General features: G+C 72.4%; 21 protein-coding genes. 14 read left to right on the top strand and 7 right to left on the bottom strand.

Features of this window, described 5'->3' with window-relative positions:
* The 3 genes from DI269_RS05710 to DI269_RS05720 all read left to right on the top strand — a co-directional run.
* Window positions 1–277 (top strand): LamB/YcsF family protein (locus tag DI269_RS05710; RefSeq protein ID WP_198667186.1); only part of this gene is annotated, 277 nt, incomplete at its 5' end.
* Window positions 274–927: a 5-oxoprolinase subunit B family protein gene (locus DI269_RS05715; RefSeq protein ID WP_112134152.1), complete on the top strand. Its 654-nt coding sequence runs from the start codon at window positions 274–276 to the stop codon at window positions 925–927. The genes DI269_RS05710 and DI269_RS05715, both read left to right, overlap by 4 nt.
* The gene (locus DI269_RS05720) at window positions 924–1,814 is read left to right on the top strand and encodes a 5-oxoprolinase subunit C family protein (protein WP_112134153.1); all 891 of its coding nucleotides are present in this window, start codon (window positions 924–926) and stop codon (window positions 1,812–1,814) included. The genes DI269_RS05715 and DI269_RS05720 overlap by 4 nt, the downstream gene beginning before the upstream one ends.
* Window positions 1,815–2,041: 227 nt before the next feature.
* Here DI269_RS05720 and DI269_RS05725 read toward each other — a convergent pair whose 3' ends face one another.
* From DI269_RS05725 to DI269_RS05735, 3 genes are all read right to left on the bottom strand, one after another.
* Window positions 2,042–2,833, bottom strand: coding sequence for a class I SAM-dependent methyltransferase (locus DI269_RS05725; protein WP_112134154.1), 792 nt, complete (start codon window positions 2,831–2,833; stop codon window positions 2,042–2,044).
* Window positions 2,834–3,021: 188 nt separating this feature from the next.
* Window positions 3,022–4,194 (bottom strand): trans-sulfuration enzyme family protein, encoded by a 1,173-nt coding sequence (locus tag DI269_RS05730; protein ID WP_112134155.1) that lies wholly within the window; start codon window positions 4,192–4,194, stop codon window positions 3,022–3,024.
* Window positions 4,195–4,296: 102 nt separating this feature from the next.
* Window positions 4,297–6,354 (bottom strand): cytochrome c oxidase assembly protein, encoded by a 2,058-nt coding sequence (locus DI269_RS05735; protein WP_198667187.1) that lies wholly within the window; start codon window positions 6,352–6,354, stop codon window positions 4,297–4,299.
* 223 nt (window positions 6,355–6,577) lie between these two features.
* Between DI269_RS05735 and DI269_RS05740 the strand changes: the two genes are divergently transcribed.
* On the top strand, window positions 6,578–7,705 hold the full coding sequence (locus DI269_RS05740; RefSeq protein ID WP_408612271.1) for a DUF5925 domain-containing protein: 1,128 nt from the start codon (window positions 6,578–6,580) through the stop codon (window positions 7,703–7,705).
* A gap of 46 nt (window positions 7,706–7,751) precedes the next feature.
* On the opposite strand, the gene DI269_RS05745 is transcribed toward DI269_RS05740, so the two are convergent.
* Window positions 7,752–8,135 (bottom strand): carboxymuconolactone decarboxylase family protein, encoded by a 384-nt coding sequence (locus DI269_RS05745; protein WP_112134158.1) that lies wholly within the window; start codon window positions 8,133–8,135, stop codon window positions 7,752–7,754.
* A complete protein-coding gene (locus tag DI269_RS05750; RefSeq protein ID WP_112134159.1) occupies window positions 8,110–9,372 on the bottom strand; it encodes an MFS transporter in 1,263 nt (420 codons plus the stop codon). The genes DI269_RS05745 and DI269_RS05750 overlap by 26 nt, the downstream gene beginning before the upstream one ends.
* 74 nt (window positions 9,373–9,446) lie before the next feature.
* Between DI269_RS05750 and DI269_RS28570 the strand changes: the two genes are divergently transcribed.
* From DI269_RS28570 to DI269_RS05765, 3 genes are all read left to right on the top strand, one after another.
* A complete protein-coding gene (locus DI269_RS28570) occupies window positions 9,447–10,256 on the top strand; it encodes a TetR/AcrR family transcriptional regulator (RefSeq protein ID WP_112134160.1) in 810 nt (269 codons plus the stop codon).
* 115 nt (window positions 10,257–10,371) lie between these two features.
* Window positions 10,372–11,751, top strand: a complete 1,380-nt coding sequence (locus DI269_RS05760) for a collagen-binding domain-containing protein (protein ID WP_157974781.1) — start codon at window positions 10,372–10,374, stop codon at window positions 11,749–11,751.
* Window positions 11,751–12,422 (top strand): DUF1275 family protein, encoded by a 672-nt coding sequence (locus tag DI269_RS05765; protein WP_112134162.1) that lies wholly within the window; start codon window positions 11,751–11,753, stop codon window positions 12,420–12,422. Before DI269_RS05760 ends, DI269_RS05765 begins: the two co-directional genes overlap by 1 nt.
* On the opposite strand, the gene DI269_RS05770 is transcribed toward DI269_RS05765, so the two are convergent.
* Entirely contained in the window at window positions 12,419–13,378 is a 960-nt protein-coding gene (locus DI269_RS05770; protein ID WP_112134163.1) for an epimerase, read from the bottom strand. The two genes, DI269_RS05765 and DI269_RS05770, sit on opposite strands and share 4 nt — an antisense overlap.
* A gap of 230 nt (window positions 13,379–13,608) precedes the next feature.
* Between DI269_RS05770 and DI269_RS05775 the strand changes: the two genes are divergently transcribed.
* Both DI269_RS05775 and DI269_RS05780 read left to right on the top strand, forming a co-directional pair.
* Complete coding sequence (locus DI269_RS05775) at window positions 13,609–14,496, top strand: transglycosylase SLT domain-containing protein (RefSeq protein WP_112134164.1); 888 nt, start codon at window positions 13,609–13,611, stop codon at window positions 14,494–14,496.
* A 203-nt stretch (window positions 14,497–14,699) separates the two neighbouring features.
* Window positions 14,700–15,380: an EF-hand domain-containing protein gene (locus DI269_RS05780; protein ID WP_112134165.1), complete on the top strand. Its 681-nt coding sequence runs from the start codon at window positions 14,700–14,702 to the stop codon at window positions 15,378–15,380.
* Window positions 15,381–15,444: 64 nt separating this feature from the next.
* Here the strand turns inward: DI269_RS05780 and DI269_RS05785 are convergent, their stop codons facing one another.
* On the bottom strand, window positions 15,445–16,287 hold the full coding sequence (locus DI269_RS05785; protein ID WP_112134166.1) for a helix-turn-helix domain-containing protein: 843 nt from the start codon (window positions 16,285–16,287) through the stop codon (window positions 15,445–15,447).
* Between the two features lie 139 nt (window positions 16,288–16,426).
* On the opposite strand from DI269_RS05785, the gene DI269_RS05790 reads away from it, so the two are divergent.
* The 5 genes from DI269_RS05790 (at window position 16,427) to DI269_RS05810 (ending at window position 21,242) form a co-directional block, all read left to right on the top strand.
* Window positions 16,427–17,176, top strand: a complete 750-nt coding sequence (locus tag DI269_RS05790) for an NADPH-dependent F420 reductase (protein WP_112134167.1) — start codon at window positions 16,427–16,429, stop codon at window positions 17,174–17,176.
* A 97-nt stretch (window positions 17,177–17,273) separates the two neighbouring features.
* Complete coding sequence (locus tag DI269_RS05795; protein WP_112134168.1) at window positions 17,274–18,365, top strand: glycosyltransferase; 1,092 nt, start codon at window positions 17,274–17,276, stop codon at window positions 18,363–18,365.
* Between the two features lie 50 nt (window positions 18,366–18,415).
* Window positions 18,416–19,573: a hypothetical protein gene (locus DI269_RS05800; protein ID WP_112134169.1), complete on the top strand. Its 1,158-nt coding sequence runs from the start codon at window positions 18,416–18,418 to the stop codon at window positions 19,571–19,573.
* Window positions 19,574–19,674: 101 nt separating this feature from the next.
* The gene (locus tag DI269_RS05805; RefSeq protein WP_112134170.1) at window positions 19,675–20,337 is read left to right on the top strand and encodes a pentapeptide repeat-containing protein; all 663 of its coding nucleotides are present in this window, start codon (window positions 19,675–19,677) and stop codon (window positions 20,335–20,337) included.
* Between the two features lie 68 nt (window positions 20,338–20,405).
* Window positions 20,406–21,242: an arginase family protein gene (locus DI269_RS05810; protein ID WP_198667189.1), complete on the top strand. Its 837-nt coding sequence runs from the start codon at window positions 20,406–20,408 to the stop codon at window positions 21,240–21,242.
* The last annotated feature ends 5 nt before the right edge of the window (window positions 21,243–21,247 follow it).

Here is a 21,247-nt window from a genome sequence, read left to right on the forward strand (position 1 = left end):
GGTCGCGGGCGAGGCGTTCGCCGACCGCGGCTACCTGGGGGACGGGCGCCTGGTGCCGCGGGGCGCGCCGGGGGCGCTGCTGGCGCACGCGGACGCGGTCGCGCAGGCGGTCGACCTGGCGCTGCACGGCGAGGTCACGGCGGTCGACGGCAGCCGTACTCCCGTTGCGGCCGAATCGATCTGCGTGCACGGCGACGGTCCCGACGCGGTCGCGGTCGCCGCGTCCATCCGGGCCGCATTGGACGAACGAGGCATCGACGTGGAGGCTTTCTCGTGAGCACCGGAAGAACGACCGCCGCCCCCCGGCTCAGGCCCCTCCCGGCCGGGCCGAGGGGCATCCTGATCGACTGCGGCACGACGGCCGCGGCCCGCGCCTGCTACCGGTCGCTCCAGAACCGGCGCATGTCGGGCCTGCTGGAGGCCGAGGACCTCGTCCCGGGGGCGACCACGGTCCTCGTCGACGGCGTCGACGAGCCCGAGCTCCTCGCCGCCGAGCTGCCGGGCTGGCCGCTCACCGAGGAGCCCGAGGCCGTGGGGGAGGCCGTCGAGATCCCGGTCTGCTACGACGGGCCCGACCTCGAAGCCGTTGCGGCCCTGTGGGGTGTGAGCACCGACGACGTGGCCGACATCCACTCGGGGATCGAGTACGAGGCGGCGTTCTGCGGCTTCTCCCCCGGGTTCGCGTACCTGGAGGGGCTGCCCGAGCGCTACCACGTGCCGCGCCGCGAGAGCCCGCGCACGAAGGTCCCGGCCGGGTCCCTCGCGATCGCCGGGCCCTACACGGGCGTGTACCCGCGCACCAGCCCCGGCGGCTGGCAGCTCATCGCGACGATGACGAACCCGGGGCGGCTGTGGAACGAGCACCGCGAACCCGCGGCGCTCCTGATCCCCGGCACCCGGGTGCGGTTCGCGGCGGTGCGGGTATGAGCCACATCGAGATCCTGCGGGCGGGCGTCCTCACGACCTGCCAGGACGCGGGCAGGCCCGGCTGGGGGCACCTCGCGGTGCCGCCCTCGGGCGCGGCGGACCGTCCCTCATGGAGGCTCGCGAACCAGCTGGCGGGCAACCCGACCGGGGCGTGCGCTTTGGAGACGACCCTGAACGGCGCCACGGTCAGGGCGCACCGCAACGTGACCGTGGTCGTCGGCGGCGCGCCGTGCGCCGTCACCGTCGACGGGCGGCCCGAGTCGTGGGGGCAGCCGGTGAAGCTCCAGGCCGGGTCCGTGCTCGACGCCGGGCCCGCCGAGGTCGGCGTGCGGTCCTACCTGGCGTTCTCCGGTGGGCTGCACCCGAAGTCGAGCCTGGGCTCGCACTCGACGTGCCTGCTGTCGGGCCTCGGCCCGGCCCCGCTCAAGGACGGCGACACGATCCCGCTGGGCCCGAGCCCGGCCCACCCGCCGCTGCCGACGCAGTGGCCGGCGCCGTGGGCGGGCATCGGCGAGGACATCGTCATGAAGCTCCACCTGGGGCCGCGGCTCGAATGGTTCCGGCCCGAGGCGGTGGCGGAGCTGACCCGCGGCGTGTGGACGGTCTCGGAGCACTCCAACCGGATCGGGCTGCGCCTTGAGGGCCCGTCGCTGAAGCGCACGGACCCGGCCGCGGAGCTGCCGAGCGAGGGCATCGCGGCCGGCGGGCTCCAGGTGCCGCCGAACGGCCAGCCGATCCTGTTCGGCGCCGACCACCCCACGACCGGCGGCTACCCGGTCATCGGCGTCGTCGGCCCCGAGGCCCAGGCGGCGGCCGCGCAGGCGCGCCCGGGCACGCGCATCAGGTTCGTCCCGCTCCCGATGCCCCACTGGAGCAAGCGAAGCTGAATCCCGGGGCTCGATCGACTCGACCGACGAGGTTCCCGCGCGGAGCCGAAGGATGCTCGCCTGACCTCCTCCGATCGGGTGCATTCCGCTCCGGCCGGGCCCGCTGGGCCCGGTTCTTGTCGGACCCGTCGGCAATGATCGCCGCCAGACTGCGGTCCCCTTTTGGGTGGGTGGGGGCTAGGGATGGTCATACGGCCTTCAGCTTTCAATACGGCGCGGGCGGCCGGCTAGGACACGCTGCGGCGCAGGATGAGCGTGCCGCGCTCGTGGCCGAGGTGCTCGGCGGTGAAGTCGGGGTGGGCGTCGTGCCAGCGCGCGGCGATGGCGCGCTCGTCGGGGCGGTCGGCGTCGTCGAGGACGACCAGGGCGTCCTTCGCGAGGCGCTCGGCCAGCAGCGGCAACGCCGGGTAGCGGGCCTGCGGGCCGGTCGCGCCGGGCGGGCCGTCGACGAGGAGCACGTCGATCTCGTTGCGGGGCACGAGTTCCGGGTCGTACCAGCGCCAGGTCTCGCCGCCGAGGTCGACGTCGGTCAAGGGCGCGTCGACCACGCGTCCCCAGCCGGCGAGGCCGCGCGCTTCGAGTTCGGCGCGGGTCTGCGCCGCGTAGTCCGGGTCGTGCTCCAGGGCGGTGACCTGGCCCGAGCCGATCGAGCGGGCGACGAGCGCGAGGACCACGGTGGTCGTCCCGGAGCCGCATTCGAGGACACGGGCGCCGCCGCGCGCGGCGACCGCTTCGGCGAGGTACCGCGTGAGCTCGGGTCCGGCGGCCCAGCCGCGCATCCGCGGCAGCGGCCCGCCGGGGCCGGTCAGGCGGTACAGCGCCAGGAGGTCCTCGACCTGCGCATAGGCGGTTCTCGCGGTCTGCTTGGCGGCCTTGCGGTCCGCTTTCGCGTCCGCCTCGATGGCGTCGAGGCGCCGCCCGAGCCCGTCCTGGGCCTCGCGCAGGCCCGCGACGGCCTCGCTGAGTTCCTTGAGCCGCTCGGTCAGCTCGATGAGCAGCATCCGGTCGGACGGTCCCATGGCACGGCCCCCTTCGCGGGCGTACGGCGCATTGGGCCCACCCTAGGACAGATCCGCGACCGATGCCAGTAGCCCCTCTCGGGCGCGCTCACCTCCCTACTGTTCTTCTGCTCCTGCTTCTGCCTCCGCTTTCTGCTGCGCGTCCTCCCTCCTGCTCGTGTTCGCGCTGCTCCACTCGTGGGCTGCGGTCATTCGCCCAGGGCGCGTGCGAAGTCGGCGATGAGGTCGTCGGCGGCCTCGATGCCGGTGGAGAAGCGAACGAGGTCGTCGTGGATGCCCTCGGCGGCGCGCTCCTCGGGGCTCATGCCGGCGTGGCTCGTCGCGGCCGGGCGCGTCACCAGGGACTCGACCCCGCCGAGGCTCGGTGCGACGTACGGGATGCTCAGTCCCTTGAGGAGGGACTCGGCCGCCTCGACGCCGCCTGCGGGGCGGAAGGAGAACACCGATCCGTACCCGTCGAACAGGGCCGCGGCCCGTGCGTGGTCGGGGTGCGATTCGAGGCCCGGGTGGTTGACCTGCGCGATGCCCTTGTGGCCCTCCAGGAACCGGGCGAGCGCGAGCGAGGTCGCGCCCTGCTGGCGGACCCGCAGCGCGAGGGTCTTGAGGCCGCGGGCGAGGAGGAATCCGGCGTGCGGGTCGAGGCTGCCGCCGTAGAGGTTGAGGACGTGGCGGACCTTCGCGACGGCCGCCTCCGATCCGGTGACGACGCCGGCGACGAGGTCGGAGTGGCCGTTGAGGGCCTTCGTCGCCGAGTGGCAGACCAGGTCGAATCCGACGGCGTGGGGCCGGAAGACGACGGGGGTGGCGAAGGTGTTGTCGATGATGCTGGTGAGGCCGTGCTCGCGACTGAAGGCCGCGATGCCGGCGAGGTCGGCGACGCGGACGAGCGGGTTGCTGATGGTCTCGACGATGAACGCCTTCGTCTCGGGCCGCAGGGCCTCGGTCCAGGCGTCGCGGTCGTCGGGGCCGACGAAGTCGATCTTCCAGCCCAGGCGCGGGGCCTGCTCGGTGAGGAAGTGGTGGGTGCCGCCGTAGAACGCGCCGGCGGCGATGACGTGGTCGCCCGCGGCGAGGGTGGCGAGCAGGGTCGTGGAGATCGCGGCCATGCCGGAGGCGGTGGCGAGCGCGGCCTCGGCGCCTTCGAGGGCGGCGAGCTTGCGGTGCAGGTACTCCTGGGACGGGTTGGTGTTCAGGCGGATGTACTGGATCTGGTCATAGGTCTCGCCGGGGACGGTCTCGAAGACGGTGCCCTGGTAGATCGGGTGGACGACCGATCCGCCGTGGGCGGGCCGGGGTTCGGCGGCGTGGACGGCGGCGGTCTCGAAGGAGGCGGTCTCGATGTCGTGGCTCGGTTCGCTCATGCGGCAACCGTACGGTCGCGCGGGCGCGGCCGCATCTGTCGTTCGACCGGATGTCGGGCCTGGAATTCCTTACTTTGGTGGGTTCGGATTTCCGACTTTCGGCTAATGCCGTTCCTGGTCGAGGCTGGCAAGGTAGGCGTTGTACACCTCGTGGGGGTCGTCCTCCGGGCGGCCGCTGGCGGTGGCGCGCTCGGCCATCCGGTCGAGGCGCCGTCCCTCCCGCTCCTCGGAGCGGGCCCACTGGCCGATGAGGACGACGATGATGATGAGGCTGGGGATCTCGCCGAAGCCCCAGGCGATGCCGCCGCCGGCGCGCTGGTCGGCGAGGAGGTCGGCGACCCAGGGGATCGCGAGCTGGGTGTACCAGCCCTCGGCGATGAGGCTGGTCCCCATCATGAGGGTCACGCCGAAGATCGCGTGGAAGACGATCGAGATGAAGTAGAGGAGGACCTTGGCGGGGTAGGAGAGGGGCCGCGGCTTCGGGTCGGGGCCGATGACGACCCAGAAGAAGAGGCTGCCGGCGGCGAGGAAGTGCGCGGTCATGAACAGGTGCCCGAAGTGGGAGCGCATGGCCCACTCGAACATCCCGGTGAAGTACATGAGGTACAGGCTCGTCAGGTAGACGAGGAGGGCGATGAGCGGCCGTGAGATGAAGCGGGACCAGCGGCTGTGGATCGCGGCGAGGAGCCATTCGCGCGGGCCGCCGGCCCGGTCGGGTTTGAGGGCGCGGAGCGCGAGGGTGACGGGCGCGGCGAGGACCAGCAGGATCGGGGCGAGCATGTTGAGCGCCATGTGCTGCACCATGTGTGCGCTGAACAGGACCATCCCGTACTTGCCGAGGCCGGTCGAGGTCGTGAGGACGATGACGGCCCAGCCGCCGCACCACAGGACGGTGCGGTACCAGGGCCAGGCGTCGCCGCGGCGGCGCAGCCGCACGACTCCGGCGATGTAGAACCCGGTCATGGCGAGCGCGAGCGCGCAGAACAGGACCGACGGGTACCAGTCGGTGAGGATGCGCGCCAAGGAGACCGGCTCGGGCGTGGTGAAGCCGAGGAGGGCCGTGTTCGGGTCGGGGAGCTCCTCGGCCGGGGGCGGGGTGACCGAGAGGGAGGAGGCGAGGCCGAACGCGATCGCCATGAGTCCGAGTTCGACGGCGGCGAGCTGGTGGAACGCGCGCCGGTCCCCGGCCTGGACGGCGGGGAGGGTGCGGCGGCGGTGGGCCCAGCCGAAGACGCCGCCGACGGCGAGGACGGCGAGCTTCGCGAGGGCGATGCGCCCGTACGCGGACTCCCACAGGTCGGTGAAGGCGACGTTCGCGACGAACACGATGAGGCCGGAGGCGGCGATCGCGGGGTAGGCGAAGGCCGCGGCGTACGAGTAGCGGCGGGCCGCGAGCGCGGGGTCCTTGCGGGCGATGAACAGTGCGAACAGGCCACCGGCCCAGAACGCGGCGGCGACGATGTGGATGAGGAGCCCGTCGACGGCGATCTGGTGGTTGCCGTTGGAGGCGGAGTGCCCGGTGAACACGGGCGGGACGGAGGCGGCGAGCGCGAGCGCGGCGGCGCAGGCCGCGCCGGGGATGGTGAACGCGCGGGCGGCGCAGAGCGCGGCGGCGCCGGCGAGGAGCACGGTGAGGCCGAGGGCGCGGCCCTGCTCGTACTGGGCGATGTAGGACCACAGGCCCGGGAGGGTGACTTCGGAGAGGGGCCGCGCGAACGTGTTCGCGAAGTCCACCGGGAGGCTGACGGCGGCGGTGAGCGCCCACAGGCCGGAGGCGGCGGCGCCGACGCGCAGCCACCGCCACGGCTGGGCGGCGAGGCGGGCGCGGTCGCCTTCGCGGCCGGGGAGGAAGCACGCGGCGGCGATGGTGCAGCCGACGGCGGCGAGCATCGCGAGGTCGTACGCGTATTTGAGGAGGCCGGCGGCCCAGGTGACGGCGGGGTCGGCGGCGCTCAGGCCGGGGAGGGCCTCGATGTCGACGGCGCCGCCGAGGTCGAGGGCGATGACCGCGGCGAGGAGTCCGGCGATCGCCGCGGCCGCGACGGCGAGGGCGCGCGGTCCTCTGCCGGGCTGCGGGGCGCGCAGCCCGCTTCGGGGGCCGTGACCGCCGCCAGGTATGGTGTCGGCGGTGTTTTTGCTGGTCTCGGTCGATGCGGTCACGTCACCCAGCATGGCTGATTGTTCCAGCTCACGCCCCACCGGGTGGGGTGGGATATCTCCGGCGACTCCCCCGGCGACCTGCGGGCGCCGTCCCGCGGTGTCGGGGTCATAAGGCACGATCACGGTGCGCCGTCCGCGAAGTCCAGCAGTCGCAACTGCGGGGGCGGGGCCGTATTTTCTATGGTGGATCGCGATGGGAATCATCGAAAGACGCGGTGAGATCATGAACCTGCTCCAGGGAGGCGGCGGAGTGCTGGGCAACATGCACTTCACGTTGGACGGCTCGGACGACCCGTCGAACGTGCTGAACCTCATGGCGCTCGACGCCTACGTGTCCGGCGCGCAGCCGCACGCGGTGGTCCGGGCGCTCGACATGGTCGCGGACGACGTCGACCTCATCCCCGCGGGCGGTTCACTCGTCCGGTCGATTTCGGGGACCTCGTTCCTCCAGCTCGTGACCGGCGACGGCTGGACGCTGCGGACCCAGCGGTGGCGCGACGGCTCCGGCCAGGCGGTGGTGACCGCCGAGACGCGCGAGCGCGCCGAGGAGATCGCCGCGTACGTCACCGACCGGACCGGTTCGGTCGAGGAGGCCGGCGAGGACAAGGTCGACATGGGCTTCTGGTACCGGTCGGCGCGCGGCCCGTTCCGCTCCACCCGGTCGATCAGCGCCCCGCGCTGGCCCGAGATCGAGCGCAACTACTCCTCCAGCGCCGGTTCGGCGCTGGGCAAGCTCATGGCGACGCAGTCCTCGGACGTGACCGGCCGCCTCGTGCTCTTCCACGGCCCGCCCGGGACCGGCAAGACCACGGCCCTGCGGGCGCTCGCCCGCGAGTGGGGGCCGTGGTGCCAGGTCGACACGGTCCTGGACCCGGAGGCGTTCTTCGCGGACCCGTCGTACCTGATGGAGGTCATCATCGGGTCGGAGATGGACCTCGCGCTGGATGCGGACCTGACCCCCGGTGAGCCGCGCCGCGAGCACTGGCGGCTGATGGTCCTGGAGGACTGCGACGAGCTCATCCGCGGCGAGGCGAAGGAGGCGTCGGGGCAGTCGCTCGCGCGCCTGCTGAACCTGACGGACGGCCTGCTCGGCCAGGGCCGCGAGATCATGGTCGCGATCACCACGAACGAGCGCCTCGACCGCCTCCACCCGGCCGTGGTCCGCCCCGGCCGCTGCCTCGCGCAGATCGAGGTCGGCGAGCTGTCGCCGCTCGAATCGAGCGACTGGCTCGGCGGCGAGAAGGTCCGCGAGCCGATGACGCTCGCCGAACTGTACGCCCGCCGCGCCGGCACCGACCCGAACCGCACCGAGCCGCAGGTCCCCCAGCAGCAGGTCGGCCAGTACCTGTAGACGCCGAGGAAGGGGCGGTACGCGATGCGTTCCGCCCCTTCGGTGTTCATTCGTCGGCGTCGCGGGCCGCGAAGACGTCCTTGGCGGCGGTGATCGCGTTGATCGCGGCGGGGAAGCCCGCGTAGACGGCGATCTGGGTGAGGGCTTCGACGACCTCGGCGCGGGTGCAGCCCGCGTTGAGGGCGCCGTTGATGTGGAAGCGCAGCTGCGGGGCGGCGTTGCCGAGGGCCGCGAGGGCGCCGAGCGTGACGAGCTGGCGGTCGCGGGGTTCGAGGCCGGGGCTGGAGTAGACCTCGCCGTAGCCGAACTCGACGACGTACCGGGCCAGGTCGGGGGCGGTCTCGGCGTCGACGACCGCCGGTTCGGCCTGGCCGGACACGAACTGGAGTGCCTTCAGTCCTCGCTCATAGCGTTCTCCGGGATGCTCCATCAGGGGTTCCTCCTAGGTCGCGTGAGGCTTTTCTCTTGCCCCACAAGGCCAATCCTGCGGCAGTGAGCAGCATCGCCGCAAGCGTCCAGGCGAGGGCCGCGAACCCGTGCGGCGCGACCGCGCTCGCGACGAGCGGCCCGGCCGTGGCGCCGACGTAGAAGCTGAACATGGCGGTGGAGGCGGCGGCGGCCCGGTGCTCGCCGCCGGCCTCGGCGGCGGTCTGGTTCACGGCCGGGCCGACGATCCCGATGCCGAAGATGAGCACGCCCAGCAGGATCGCGAGGACGACGACGCTGCCGCCGGCGAACGCGGCCGCGGCCATCGCGAGCCCCGCGACGGCGGTGCCGAGCGGGACGTGCGCGGTCCGGCCGAGGCGCGCGAGCGGGATCGCGAGGAACGGGAGGGCGAGCATCACCGGGAGGGCGCTGGCGCGCAGGGCGAGGAGCTCGGCGTCGCCGGTGACGATGCCGGTCAGTTCGATCCCGGTGTACGCGGCGACCATGGCGCCCATGGCGAGTGCGGCGGCGGCGAACATCGGGGCGAGCCGTCCGATGCGCAGGACCCGCGGGATCGCCGCGTAGCTGCGGGCGAGGCTGGCGCCCTCCCGGCGCTCGTCGGGGGCCATGATCCGGTACGCGGCCAGTGCGGCGGCGCCGAAGAGGACGGCCGAGCCGATGAAGACCCACCGCCAGTCGGCGGTGCGGACGGCGGCCTGGGCGGCGAGCTGGCCGATGACGGTGGAGGTGAGGAACGCGGTGACGATCGAGGTGACGGCGAGCGCGCGCCGGGCCGGGGCGATCCTCAAGGTGACGTAGGCGGTCATGGCCGGCGGGATGGAACCGACGGCGAGGCCCTGGAGGACCCGCAGGGGGACCGCGGTCGCGAACGTCGGCGCCAGACCGGTCAATAGTGTGACCACTCCGGCGGCGATGAGTCCGGTGACCAGGACGCGCCGGTGCCCGAACCGGTCGGCCATGGGTCCGAAGGTGACGAACCCGGCGGCGTACCCGAACGCGAAGGCGCTGACGATCCACGTCATGGCCCCGAGCCCGACGTCCCAGGACGCCTCCATCTGGGTGAACATCGGTATGGGCGTGTACATCTGGCCGGTGGCGAGCAGCGCGGCGAAGGCGAAGACCGGGACGGCGGTGCGCGCCGGGGTGGCGCCGGTCCCGTCTCGTCCGGGCGGTGCGGTGGTGGCCCCTGGGGCCGGTGCGTCTGCGGTGGGTGCGGTCATGGCGGCGAATCTAGTCCTGCCGCGACACCAATGTCAACCTAATAGTTGGTTTATTGTCTGGTAATCTCGGACTCATGCCGATCGAGAAGGCGAAGCGCTCCGGCGCCACCCGGGCCTCGCTGCTGCGGGCCGCCCGCGAGGAGTTCGCCGACCACGGCCCGGCCGGCGCCCGGGTCGACCGCATCGCCGAGGCCGCCGGGTGCAACAAGGAGCGCATCTACGGGATCTTCGGGTCGAAGGACAAGCTGTTCGACGCGGTCCTGGTCGACACGATGCGGGAGTTCTCCGAGGTGATCGACCCGCTGTGGCACTCGGGCGACGTCGGCGCGTTCATCGCCGGCTTCTACGACTTCCAGCGCGAGCGCCCGCAGCTGCTGCGCCTGCTCACCTGGGAGGGCCTGAACCGCGGCTCGGAGGCGGCCGACGTGGACGGGTGGCGGCGCGAGCACTACCGGCTGCGGCTGGAGAGCGCGAAGGCCCGCTTCGGCACCGACGACCCGTTCCTGGCCGGTCTCATCACCTTCGCGGTCTGCGCGATCCCCAACTGGGTCAACCTCGCCCCGCAGTTGCGCGCCCTGCTCCTGGGCGACCGCGCCGAGGACCACGACGCGATCCGGGCGTTCCTGTCCACCTTCGCCGAGGGCGCGGCGCGGGCCGTCGCCGAAGGACTCGGTCAAAGTCTTGACCGACCGGAGTCCGCGGACCCCGTCGAAGCCGCCGCCGAGCGCCTGCGCCGGGCCCAGGCCGAGGCCGACGCCGCGAAGGACGCCCTCGCCGCGGCCCTGCGGCGCGCCAACACCGGCGGCGCCAGCGCGAACGCCCTCGCCAAGCAGGTCGCCGGGACCGTCTCGCGCCCGGTCGTCCTCAAGATGCTCGCGCAGTGACGACGGCCGCGCCCGCCTGGTCGCGTTTCGTTCACCGATTGGGCCCTCCGCTGCGGTTACGCTCGTCGGCGGTTCCCCCGACCCAGTGAACATCCGAGCACCCCAGGGGGACGAATTGCAGACGACCACTTCGAGCGCGCGCCGGGCCGGGCGGCTCTGGCTGACCGGCGCGGCCACCGCGGCCGCGGCCCTCGCGGCGACCGCGATCGCGTTCAACGCGGCCGGGACGGGACCGGCGGCGCAGGCCGCGACGGTCACGTACGACCCGCTGGCGCCCGCGCTCGGGTTCAACTCGTTCGTGGAGGACGAGACCGCGCTCGTCTCGACCGAGTCGGAAGGCGGGGTGGCGACCGGCGGGAACCTGGTCGTCAAGGGCTCCTACAACGTGAACATCCACGACGCCTCGACGTTCACGGTCGCCGGCGACTCCCGGCCGAGCGCACTCGTCGTGGGCGGGCGCCTCGACTTCGGCCAGGACCCGGCGACCTCGGTCGTCCAGGTGCACGACTACGTCAAGGTCGGCGACCTGACCGGCGCCACCGTCCGCAACACCGACAGCAACAACGCGAGCGTGAACACGCACCTGGTGGCCTCCGGGGCCGGGTACGACAGCACGCCGCGCATCGAGCTGAACACGCAGCAGCCGCTCGCCTCGGTGGGCCCGGCGTCGCCGATCGACTTCGACGCGGCGTTCACCGAACTGCGCGCCAACGCCAGGAAGCTCACCGGCTGCCGGGCGCACTCGGTCCAGATGGTCGACGAGCGCCTCCAGGTGATCCCGAAGGGCGAGGTCGCCGCGGGCCAGCGGATCACCATCAGCGGCATCCAGGACGGCGTCACCAACATCCTCCACGTCACCGGCGAGGACCTGAACGACATGTCGGAGCTGGTGTTCCCGGTCCAGCCGACCGAGACCGCCCCGCTCCTGATCAATGTGGACACCTCGGGCACCGGCGGGGAGATGCACTGGTACGTCAGGAACCAGCCCGGCGCCGGCGGCGGGAACGGCGCGCCCTACATCCTGTGGAACTTCGGCGACACCACCCGCCTGACCCTCACCGGCGGCGACTCCGTCGAAGGCAGCATCCTCGCGCCCGACGCCGACTACACCGACCTCAGCCCCTCGAACGTCGAGGGCCAGATCATCGCCAAGAACGCCAGCCACGGCGACACCGGCGCCAACGGCGGCGAGATCCACCACTTCCCGTTCGCCGCCGAGATCGCCTGTGAGGATTTCGTCCAGACCACGCCCGCTTCGAAGAGCCCCGACGACAACAGCAATACCATCCAGGGGTCCACCGACGTCCCGTCCGACGACACCGGCACGACCGGCGGCTCAGGCGGCCCGTCTCAAGGCGGCACCGACTGGACGGACTCGCTGGCCGCCACCGGCACCTCCCTGCGGCCGCTGCTGGCCGGCGCGGCCGCGCTGACCGCGGTCGGCGCCGCGGTCGTGGCCCTGACCCTCGCCCGCCGAAGGAGCACCGAGCACTGATGCCCGCCCCGACCGACCGCACCGGCGCCCACGCGTGGACCGCACTCGTGCTCACCGCGCTCGCCGGGGCGGTCGACGGGGCCGGGTTCCTCGGCCTCGGGCAGCAGTTCGTCGCCAACCAGACCGGGAACGCCGTGCTCCTGGCGGTGGCCCTGTCGGGGGAGCTGACCGGGCGCAGCGACGGCCTGTCCGCGGTCGGCCCGCTGTACTCGCTCGCCGGGTTCGCGGTCGGCGCGGTGGCCGCGTCCCTGGCGACCCGCCGGCACGTCCTCACCAGCTTCGGCGTCCCGGTCCTGCTGGTCGCCGAGGTCGCGCTGCTGGCGCTGGCCGGGCTCGCGGGGAGCACGGAGCTCGCGATCGGGCTGGCGGCGTTCGCGATGGGCGTGCAGAGCATCCACGCGGCGCGGATCGGATTGTCGGGGGTCACGACTACCGTTCTGACCGGGACGCTCATCGCCCTGTCGGTCAACCTCTCCGGCGACCGCGACGACCTGCGCTCGGCCCGCCTCCAGGCCGGCGTGTGGGCCGTCTACCTCGTCGGCGCGGGGCTCGGTTCGGTGCTGGCGCACCAGGTCTCGTTCAGCGCGGTGTGCTGGTCGGCGGCGGGTGTGGCGGCGCTGATGGCGGCCGCCGGGTTCGTCGAGGACCGCTACGTGCGCTCGCGCGCTTAGGCCGCGAGCGCCCGCTCCGGTGCGGTCCGGCGTCCCGCGAGGTCGGCTGCCGCGGCCTCCCATGCGGGGTAACGGAACTCGAATCCGGCGGCTTCGAGGCGGGCGGGGACGACGCGGCGGCTCTTGAGCAGCAGCTCGGTGTCGCTGCGCAGCACGAGCGCGCCGAGTTCGGCCATCCACCGGGTCGCTGGCAGGCCGACGCCGACGCCTTTGGCGCGGCGCAGGATCCGCATGAAGTCCCGCTGGCGCAGCGGATGCGGCGCGGCGACGTTCACCGGCCCGGCGATGTCGTCGCGGCCGATGAGGAAGGCGACGGCGCGTGTGAAGTCCTCCTCGTGGATCCACGACACGAACTGCTTCCCACCGGCGACGGTCCCGCCGATGCCGAGCCTGACCATGCGCGAGAACGCGTCGAAGGCCGAGCCGCGGTCGGCGTTCATGACGATCGCCGTGCGCAGCGCGACCTTGCGGGTGTGCGGGGTGTCGGCCTCGTCGAGCGCGCGCTCCCAGGCCCGTGCGATGTCGATGCTGTAGGACCAGTGCGCGGGGACGCCGGGTTCGGTGCCGCCGATGACGCCGGTGGCCTCGTCGTTGGCGCGGTCGAAGGTGTGGGCGTAGATGGTCGCGGTGGACGCCTGGAGCCACACCGCGGGCGGGTTCGCGGCGGCGGCGATCGCCTCGCCGACCACGCGGGTCGAGTCGACCCGGGAGTCCATGACCTCCGCCCGGTAGCTCGCGTTCTCTCTGACGTGGACGGCGCGCCCGGCGAGGTTGACGACCGCGTCGGCGCCGTCGACGGCCTCGGCCCAGGGGCCGAGCGTCCTTCCGTCCCAGGGGAGGTGGTGCGGGGCGGTCGGGGTCCGGGTGAGGACGGTGAGGCGGTGGCCGGCTGCCAGGAGGCCGCGTTCGAGGACGGTTCCGAGGTTGCCGGTGCCTCCGGGGATGACGATCTTCATGGGGTCCCTCCTTGTACACCAACGATACCCCGATACTTGAACACGTTCAAATATGATTTCGGCGTCATCCGCGCCCGCGTTCCGTCGCACCCGCGTGGCATCGTTGCAAGCGGGGGCCGCCGGGATCGGACACGCCCGACCCCGGGGGGCGGCGCCCGCGGAGGACCCCGCCCGTGGCATGTAGTCGATACACTGCGATGAGTAGTCGCGCATGCACATAGGACCCCCTCATGGACCCCTCCACCGAGCCCGGCGACGCCGGGCCGCAACCTGATCCCGACCCCGGGCCCGCCCTCGCGCCCGACCCCGACAACGGGGCGGGCACCTGGCTCGTGGTGTTCGTGCTGCTCTTCGCCGCGATCGCGGTGGCGGTGTTCCTGTTCATCCCGACGTCCTCCCCCGACGGCTCCGGCTCGCCCGCCGCAGTCACGACCTCGTCCGAACCGACCACCGAATCCCCCAGCCCCTCAGCGGAACCGACAACGGCCGCCCCGACCGTCGAGCCGTCGAGCGCGCCGGAGACCACCGAGCCCGCGCTGCCGACCGTGCCGCCCTCGGAGCACCCGCCGTGCACCACGTACCTCGAAGGCGGCCCCGCCCCGGCCTCCGAAGTCGAAGCGGCCCTTGAGGACGCGGCCGGCACCCAGTTCTGGACGAATTCGAGCGTCGACTTCTCCGCGGACCTGCTCAAGGCGATCGCGTGGATGGAGAGCGGCTGGCAGACCGACATCGTCGCGTGCGACGGCGGCACCGGGCTCATGCAGATCCAGCCCGCGACCGAGAAGTTCGTGAACCAGCGGTTCGAGGCCGACCTCGACCGCGACGACTACGGCGACAACGCGATGCTCGGCAGCGCCCAGGTCCAGTGGCTCGCGAAGTACTTCGCGGTCAACGAGTTCGGCGGCGCCGACCCCGGCGACTACTCGCTCGCCGACGACTGCTCCCGCGACGAGTCGGTCCCCGACCACCAGGAGCTGTGCCTGCTCAACACCGTCATCTCGGCGTACCAGGCCGGGTTCGGCACGGTCGAGGAGGCGCTCGACGCGGGCGGCGGGTACACGAACCTCCAGTACGTCGAGACCGTCCGGGCCCTGCTGGAGCAGCGGCCCTGGGAGTGAGGCTCCGGGAGGCGGGCTGGATCGCGAGGTCGGGTGTGTCGGAATTCGGCCACCCCCGCTTACAACGATGCCAGGCGGGTACGACCGTTCGGGGCCACCGCCACCGAGGAATCGTCCCCGGATCGGCGGTTTCAGTCCACCGACCCGCCCGCCGTGGAACGATCCGACCTGGAACAGGGAACTGAAACGGGAAGGTGCAATCCATGCAGCGAAGCACGAAAGCACTGGCAGTCGGGGCCGCCGCCACCGCGGTCGCCGCCGGGGCGGCGGTTCTCGTCGCCGCCGGGGTCCGCCGGGGCGCGGCCGTCGGCAAGGTCCGCCGCGACAAGTTCGACCGCTGGTTCGACACCCTCGACACCGAAGGCAACGACTACATCACCGAGGAGAACCTGCGCGAGGCCGCCGACCGCGTCCTGGGCGCCCGCGGCGTCCCCGTCGAGAGCCCCATGGGCCTCGAACTGCGCGAGGCCACCCACCGGCTGTGGACCGACTTCATCGCCCCGGCCGCCGAGGACGACGAGACCCGCGTGAGCCGCAAGGAACTGCGCGCCGCCCTGGCCCGCCACATGCTCGCCGACCGGATCGCCGCGGCCTCCAAGCTCGCGTCCGTCGCCGACGCCTACTTCGCGATCAGCGACGAGGACGGCGACGGCCTCATCAGCTCCGGCGAGTTCGTGCAGCTCATGCGCAACTGGAACGGCGTCGACTACGTCGAGAGCCACCGCCTCTTCGAGTACCTCGACGCCGACCACGACAACCGCATCTCGCCCGACGAGTGGCGCCGCGCCATCTTCGGGTTCTTCCTCAGCGGCGAGCGGGGCCACCCAGCCAACGACCTCATGGGGAAGGTCGGCAGCCCGATCCTGGCCCCGGCCGACTTCTAGACGGCGGCAAAAGGGCCGGCCGATGCTCCTCGGAGCACCGGCCGGCCCTTGCTCGTTGCCCACCTCAGCGGGCCGCGGTCTCGCGGCCGAGTTCCAGCAGCGCCCGCGCGGTCGCGGAGCCCGGTTCGGTCGCGTAGACGTCCACGGAGCAGCACGCCGGCTCGTCGGGCAGCATGATCCGCTCCCCGTAGAGGCGCAGCGCCCCGGCGACCGGGTGGTGCAGGGTGATCTCGCGGCCGATGACGCGCCCGACCAGGTACTCCTCCCACAGCCGCGCGAAGTCGGCGCTCTCGGCCCGCATCCGCTCGATGTGCCCGGCGACCGCGGTGTCCCCGCGGAACCGCCCGAGGAGGGTGCGCAGGTGCGCGACGTGCTCGCGGGCGGTGCGCTCCCAGCCGTCCCGGTACAGCTCCCGCACAAAGGGATCGGTGAACAGCAGGTGCGTGAGGGTGCGCCGCTCCTCCGGCAGTGCCGGGAAGTCGCCGAACACGGCGACCGCGAGGGCGTTCCAGCCGACGATCTGCGTGTGGCGGCCGAGCATGAACGCGGGCGCGGCCTCCAGCGAGTCGAGCAGGTACCGCGCGCCCCGGTGCGAGTCGGGCGTGACCTGCCGGAACTCGCACGCGTTGGGGCGGCGCGCGATCTGGCGCAGGTACTTCTGCTCGTCGGGGTCGAGGCGCAGCGCCGTGCTGATGGCGTGCAGGACCTGGTCGGAGACGCTCTCGCCGTGCCCCTGCTCCAGCCGCGTGTAGTGCGCGATGCTCACGCCCGCCGCCTGCGCCAGCTCCTCGCGGCGCAGGCCGGCGACGCGGCGCACGCCGCCGTAGTCGCTCAGCCCGACGTCCTCGGGGCGCAGGCGGGCCCGCCGCGACTTGAGGAACTCGCTCAGCTCGGTGCGGATGTCCATGCGGCAACTCTACGTGGCGGGTCCCGAAAACTATTCAAACCATGAGTACGCAGGACACGAGTCTTGCTGCGCCGCTCGAACATCCGCACACTGGTGCGCGGCGGCCAAGGGGCCGCCGCAGGCACTGGACGGAGATCCCATGACTCGGACGCTCGGCATCATCGGCAGCGGCAACATCGGGGCGGCGGTCGCGCGGACCGCCGTCGACGCGGGGCTCGACGTGGTCCTCAGCAACTCGCGGGGCCCGGAGACCCTCGCCGGCCTGGTCGCCGAACTCGGCCCGCTCGCCCGCGCGGCGACCGCGGCGGAGGCGGCGCTCACCGCGGACGTGGTCCTCGTGTCGGTCCCGCTGGCCGCCTTCGACAAGCTCCCGGTCGAAGCCCTCGCGGGCAAGACCGTGCTCGACACCGCGAACTACTACCCGCAGCGCGACGGCCGCCTGCCCGAGCTCGACGACCGCGCGCTGACGTGCAGCGGGCTGCTGCAACGGCACCTGCCGGGCGCTCGGGTCGTCAAGGCGTTCAACAACATCACGCCGCGGCCGATCCTGGACCTGCGGCGCCGGGCCGGGGCCGAGGACCGCTCGGCGCTCCCGATCGCCGGCGACAGCGACGCGGCGAAGGCCGAGGCCGCGGACCTGCTCGACGTCCTCGGCTTCGACGCGGTCGACGTCGGCGCCCTCGCCGACAGCTGGCGCAGCGAGCCGCACACCCCGGTCTACGTCACCCCCTACCTCGGCGGCGAGATCCCGGCCCTCGACCTGGCGGGCTTCCTCGCCTGGATGGACGAGCGGATCTCGGTCCCGGTCGGCGCGAAGGAGATCACCGAGCTGATCGAGTCCGCGCAGCGGCAGGACCCGGCCGCCACGCGGCTCCCGTTCACCGGCTGACCGGAGTCCACTTAGCTGCTCGGCACATCGTCCTGGCGTGCCGAAACGCCTTCACGGCCGCGTCCGGTGCTACGTTCCGGTCCTGAAGGGGGTGCGGATGGACGAGGCCGAGACCGGTGCGCGGGTCCCGCCGTCCGACCCGGTGCTGCCCGCCGGGCTGGACCCGTCGCTCTCGGCCCGGCGCGTGCTGTCGCGCGGCCAGGCCGTGGGTGCGGTGGTCGCGTTGGCGCTCTTGGTGTTCTGTGTCGCGGTGTGGCCGCATGGGAGCCTGTACGTCGGGGTCGTGGCGGTGAGCGTCGGGTACGCGGTCGGGATCTTCTTCAAGTTCGCGGTCTGCTACACCGGGTCGCGGTTCGAGCGGACCGGGCGGATCACCGCCGCGCAGCTCGCGACCATGAGCGACGCGGACCTGCCGGTTTACACGGTGCTCGTGCCGGTGTACCGGGAGGCGAACGTGATCGCCGACCTGGTCGGCAATCTCGACGCGCTCGACTACCCGAAGGAGCGCCTCCAGGTCCTGGTACTGCTCGAAGCGGACGACGAGGAGACCCCGGCGGCGCTCGCCGCCGCCGACCCGCCCGGGTACTTCCGCGCGATCGTGCTGCCGGACTCGCAGCCGAAGACGAAGCCCAAGGCGTGCAACGTCGGCCTGACGGCGGCGCGCGGCGAGTTCCTCGTCATCTACGACGCCGAGGACCGGCCGGACCCTGACCAGCTGAAGAAGGCCGTGTACGCGTTCCGGCGCAGCGGTAGGCGGGTCGTGTGCCTCCAGGCGGCGCTGAACTACTGGAACACGCGGGACAACGCGCTGACGCGCATGTTCACGCTCGAATACTCGTTCTGGTTCGACTACATGCTGCCGGGCCTGTACGCGCTGCGGATGCCGATCCCGTTGGGCGGCACGTCGAATGGGGTTCGGGCTGCTCATCGGGGGGACGCCGCTGACGTTCCTGGCGATGCCGCCGCTGATCCTCGTCACCGCCGCGTACGCGTTCGGGCAGCCGCTGGGGTGGTTTCCGGAGCTGCCGCCCTGGGTGATGGTCGTGGGCATCACGAACCTCGTGCTGGGGAACGGGGTGTCGGTGTACATCGCGATGGCCGGGGCGTTCAAGCGGCGCAACTACGGGCTCGTGCCGTGGGCGCTCCTCAACCCCGTGTACTGGCTGCTGCACTCCGTGGCCTCGTATAAAGCCTTGTGGCAGTTGATCACCCGACCGCACTACTGGGAGAAGACCCGCCATGGCCTCAGTGACGCAGGCGCCGACGCTGCCGAGGATCGACTGGGACCGGACGGCCCGGCCGTGGCCTGACTCGCCCTGGCGGCGCATGGCGCAGGGGCTCGCGTTCGCGGTGCCGTTCGCGTTCCTCGCATGGTGGTCCGACCGGCTCGGGTGGGTCAACCCGACGACCACGGCCCTCGAAGACCACGCGCACGTCCTGATCAGCGACGGGTGGGGGCTGGGCGGCCTCGCGGACGGATACCCGCCGATCACCGTCGCGTTCGCGCTGCTGCCGGGGATGCCGCTGGCGTACGGGATCGCCTCGGCGGTCGCGACGGGCTGGCTCGTGCAGCTGCTGCTGTGGCAGCTGGTGCGGTACCGGGCGCCGGTGGTGCCGGCTGTCGCGGGCCTGCTGGTGCTGCTGGCGGCGCCGGCGGTCTGGTACGAGGGCTCGCAGCGGTTCGACTCGATCATGAGCCTGGCGCTGCTGATCCTCGCGACCCAGGGGTGGATGCGGTTCGCGCTCGCGGGCCACACTGACGGCGGGATCACCGCCGGGGTCGCGCTCGCGGTGTGCATGGCGTTCAACCCGATCGCACTGGTGTTCCTGGTGATCCTGGCCCTGAGCCTGCCGCTGCTGCTGCACCGCACCGGCATGTCCGGCAGCGGGGCGGTCGCGATGCTGGCGATCCTGCTGTTCCCGAGCGCGCTGTTCCTCGTCTGGTGGGGGCACCTGGAGTGGGTGTTCTCGGGTTCCTTCGGCGCCTCTTGGAAGGCGATGGCGGCGTTGTACACCGACACGCTCCCCGCGGGTCCGAGGGGTGCGGCGGCCCTCCTGCTCGAAAGCCTGCTGTATTCGCCGGTCTACGCGGTGACGGCCGTGACGGCGGCGCGCGAGTCGCCGATCCGCCTGGTGATCCACCTGATCCCGTGGCTGGCGGTGGGGATCGCGTTCCTGGTGGACTTCCCGTTCGTGAGCGTGAGCCTCGCCTACGTCCTCCTGGCACTGGTCGCGATCCTGAACGCGCCGACGGTCCGCTCGAAGCCGGCCCAGGTCGCGGTGGTGGTCGCCGCGGTCGCGCAGCTGGCGATCCTCTACCTGTGGCCCTTCGACTCCGGGTACTACCAGGAGTGGCTGGAGGCCATGGGCTGGTGGGGCGCCCTCCACCGGGGCTGACCCGCCTGCAGCTGAGACGCACGTCTCCGGTCCCGTCATGTTCGCGGCGCGGATGTCGGGGGCCTGGCATAGCCTGCCGGGGTCTATCGAGGAGGTCCCGGGTGAAGTTCAGGAAGATCGACGACAAGCTGTCCATGCGCCGGCCGCTGGTGGAGACCGAGCGGCTGCGGCCGCTGGAGGACGGGCTCGACAACGACTTCGAATGGAGCGAGCGGCTCATCGAGGGCGCCGACTGGTCGGGCGGGCACGGCGACGGGAGCCTGGAGTCGTCGGCGATCCGCGGCGCCGACCTCTCGGGGGCGGTGCTGTCGCCGTTCGAGGTCGTCGACGTGACGGTCGACCACGCGGTGCTCTCCAACGCGCGCTGGGAGCAGACGACCGCGCGGCGGGTCGAGATCACCGAGAGCCAGCTCGTGGGCTGGCAGGCGCAGTTCGAGCTGGTCCAGGACCTCTACGTCGCGGATTCGCGGGCCGACTTCGCGGGCATCTCGATCGGCAGCGCCAAGGGCCCGGTGGTCTTCGAGCGGTGCCGGTTCCAGAACGCCACGTTCCTCGGCGACCTCTCGAAGACCGTGTTCATCGAGTGCACCTTCCCCGGCGCCGACTTCTCCCGCGTCTCCAACGCGAAAGGCTGCGACCTCCGCCGCGCCGAACTCGGCGGCATCACCGGCCTGATGAGTCTCAAGGGCGCTTTGATCACCGCCGACCAGGCAGTCGAGATCGCGGGCGAACTCGCCGTCGCGGCGGGCTTCAAGCTCGCCTAATCGGCTTCCGCCCGTTCGCATTCGGCACTAGCCTCGCCCACATGAACGTACTTCACATTCCGTATCACTTGGACGAACATCTCCCCGACCTCGGCATCCCGCTTCCGGCGGGCGCCGACATCGACGAGGTGACCGCCGACCTGCCCGATGCTGACGTGTGGGGCCGCCTGGTGAGTCTGTACGACCAGGTCGCGGAGGTCGTTGCGGCGCAGGCCAGCGGCAGCGGCAGCGGCAGCGGCAGCGGCAGCGGCAGCGGCAGCGAGACGGTGACCGTCCTGACGGGCGACTGCACCTTGTCGATCGGCGTGACCGCGGGCCTCCAGCGCGCCGGGCTCGATCCCGCGCTCGTGTGGATCGACGCGCACGGGGACGTGCAGTCGCTGGAGACGACGGCGTCGGGTTACCTGGGCGGCATGTCATTGCGGTTCCTGCTCGGGTACCGCAACGACCTCGTCGCCGACCCGCTCGGGCTGCGCCCGCCCGCGCACGACCGCGTCCTGCTGGTCGACGCCCGCGACCTGGACCCGGCCGAAGTCGACTACATCGAGGCGACGCCGATCCGCCGCCACGCGGTGGCCGACCTGTCGGCAGACGACCTGCCGGAAGGGCCGCTCCTGGTCAACCTCGACCTGGACACCCTCGACCCGGCTTTCCTCCCCGGCCTGCGCTATCCGGCCGCCGACGGCCCCGACGAGCCGACGCTGATCCGGGCCGTCCGCGCCATCTTCGCCACCGGCCGAGTCGCCGCCCTGAACCTCGCCTGCACCTGGGAACCGGGCACCGCAACCGGATCAGCGCCCAGCTCTGAGTCGGAGTCCGTCTCCGACCAGGGCGCGCCCGACGACGTCCGAGCGCGGCTGGTCGCCACGATCCTCGACATCGCCGCAAACCCGACCGGCCGGTGACCCGG

Source organism: Glycomyces dulcitolivorans, assembly GCF_003265355.1.
Classification (GTDB): domain Bacteria; phylum Actinomycetota; class Actinomycetes; order Mycobacteriales; family Micromonosporaceae; genus Glycomyces; species Glycomyces dulcitolivorans.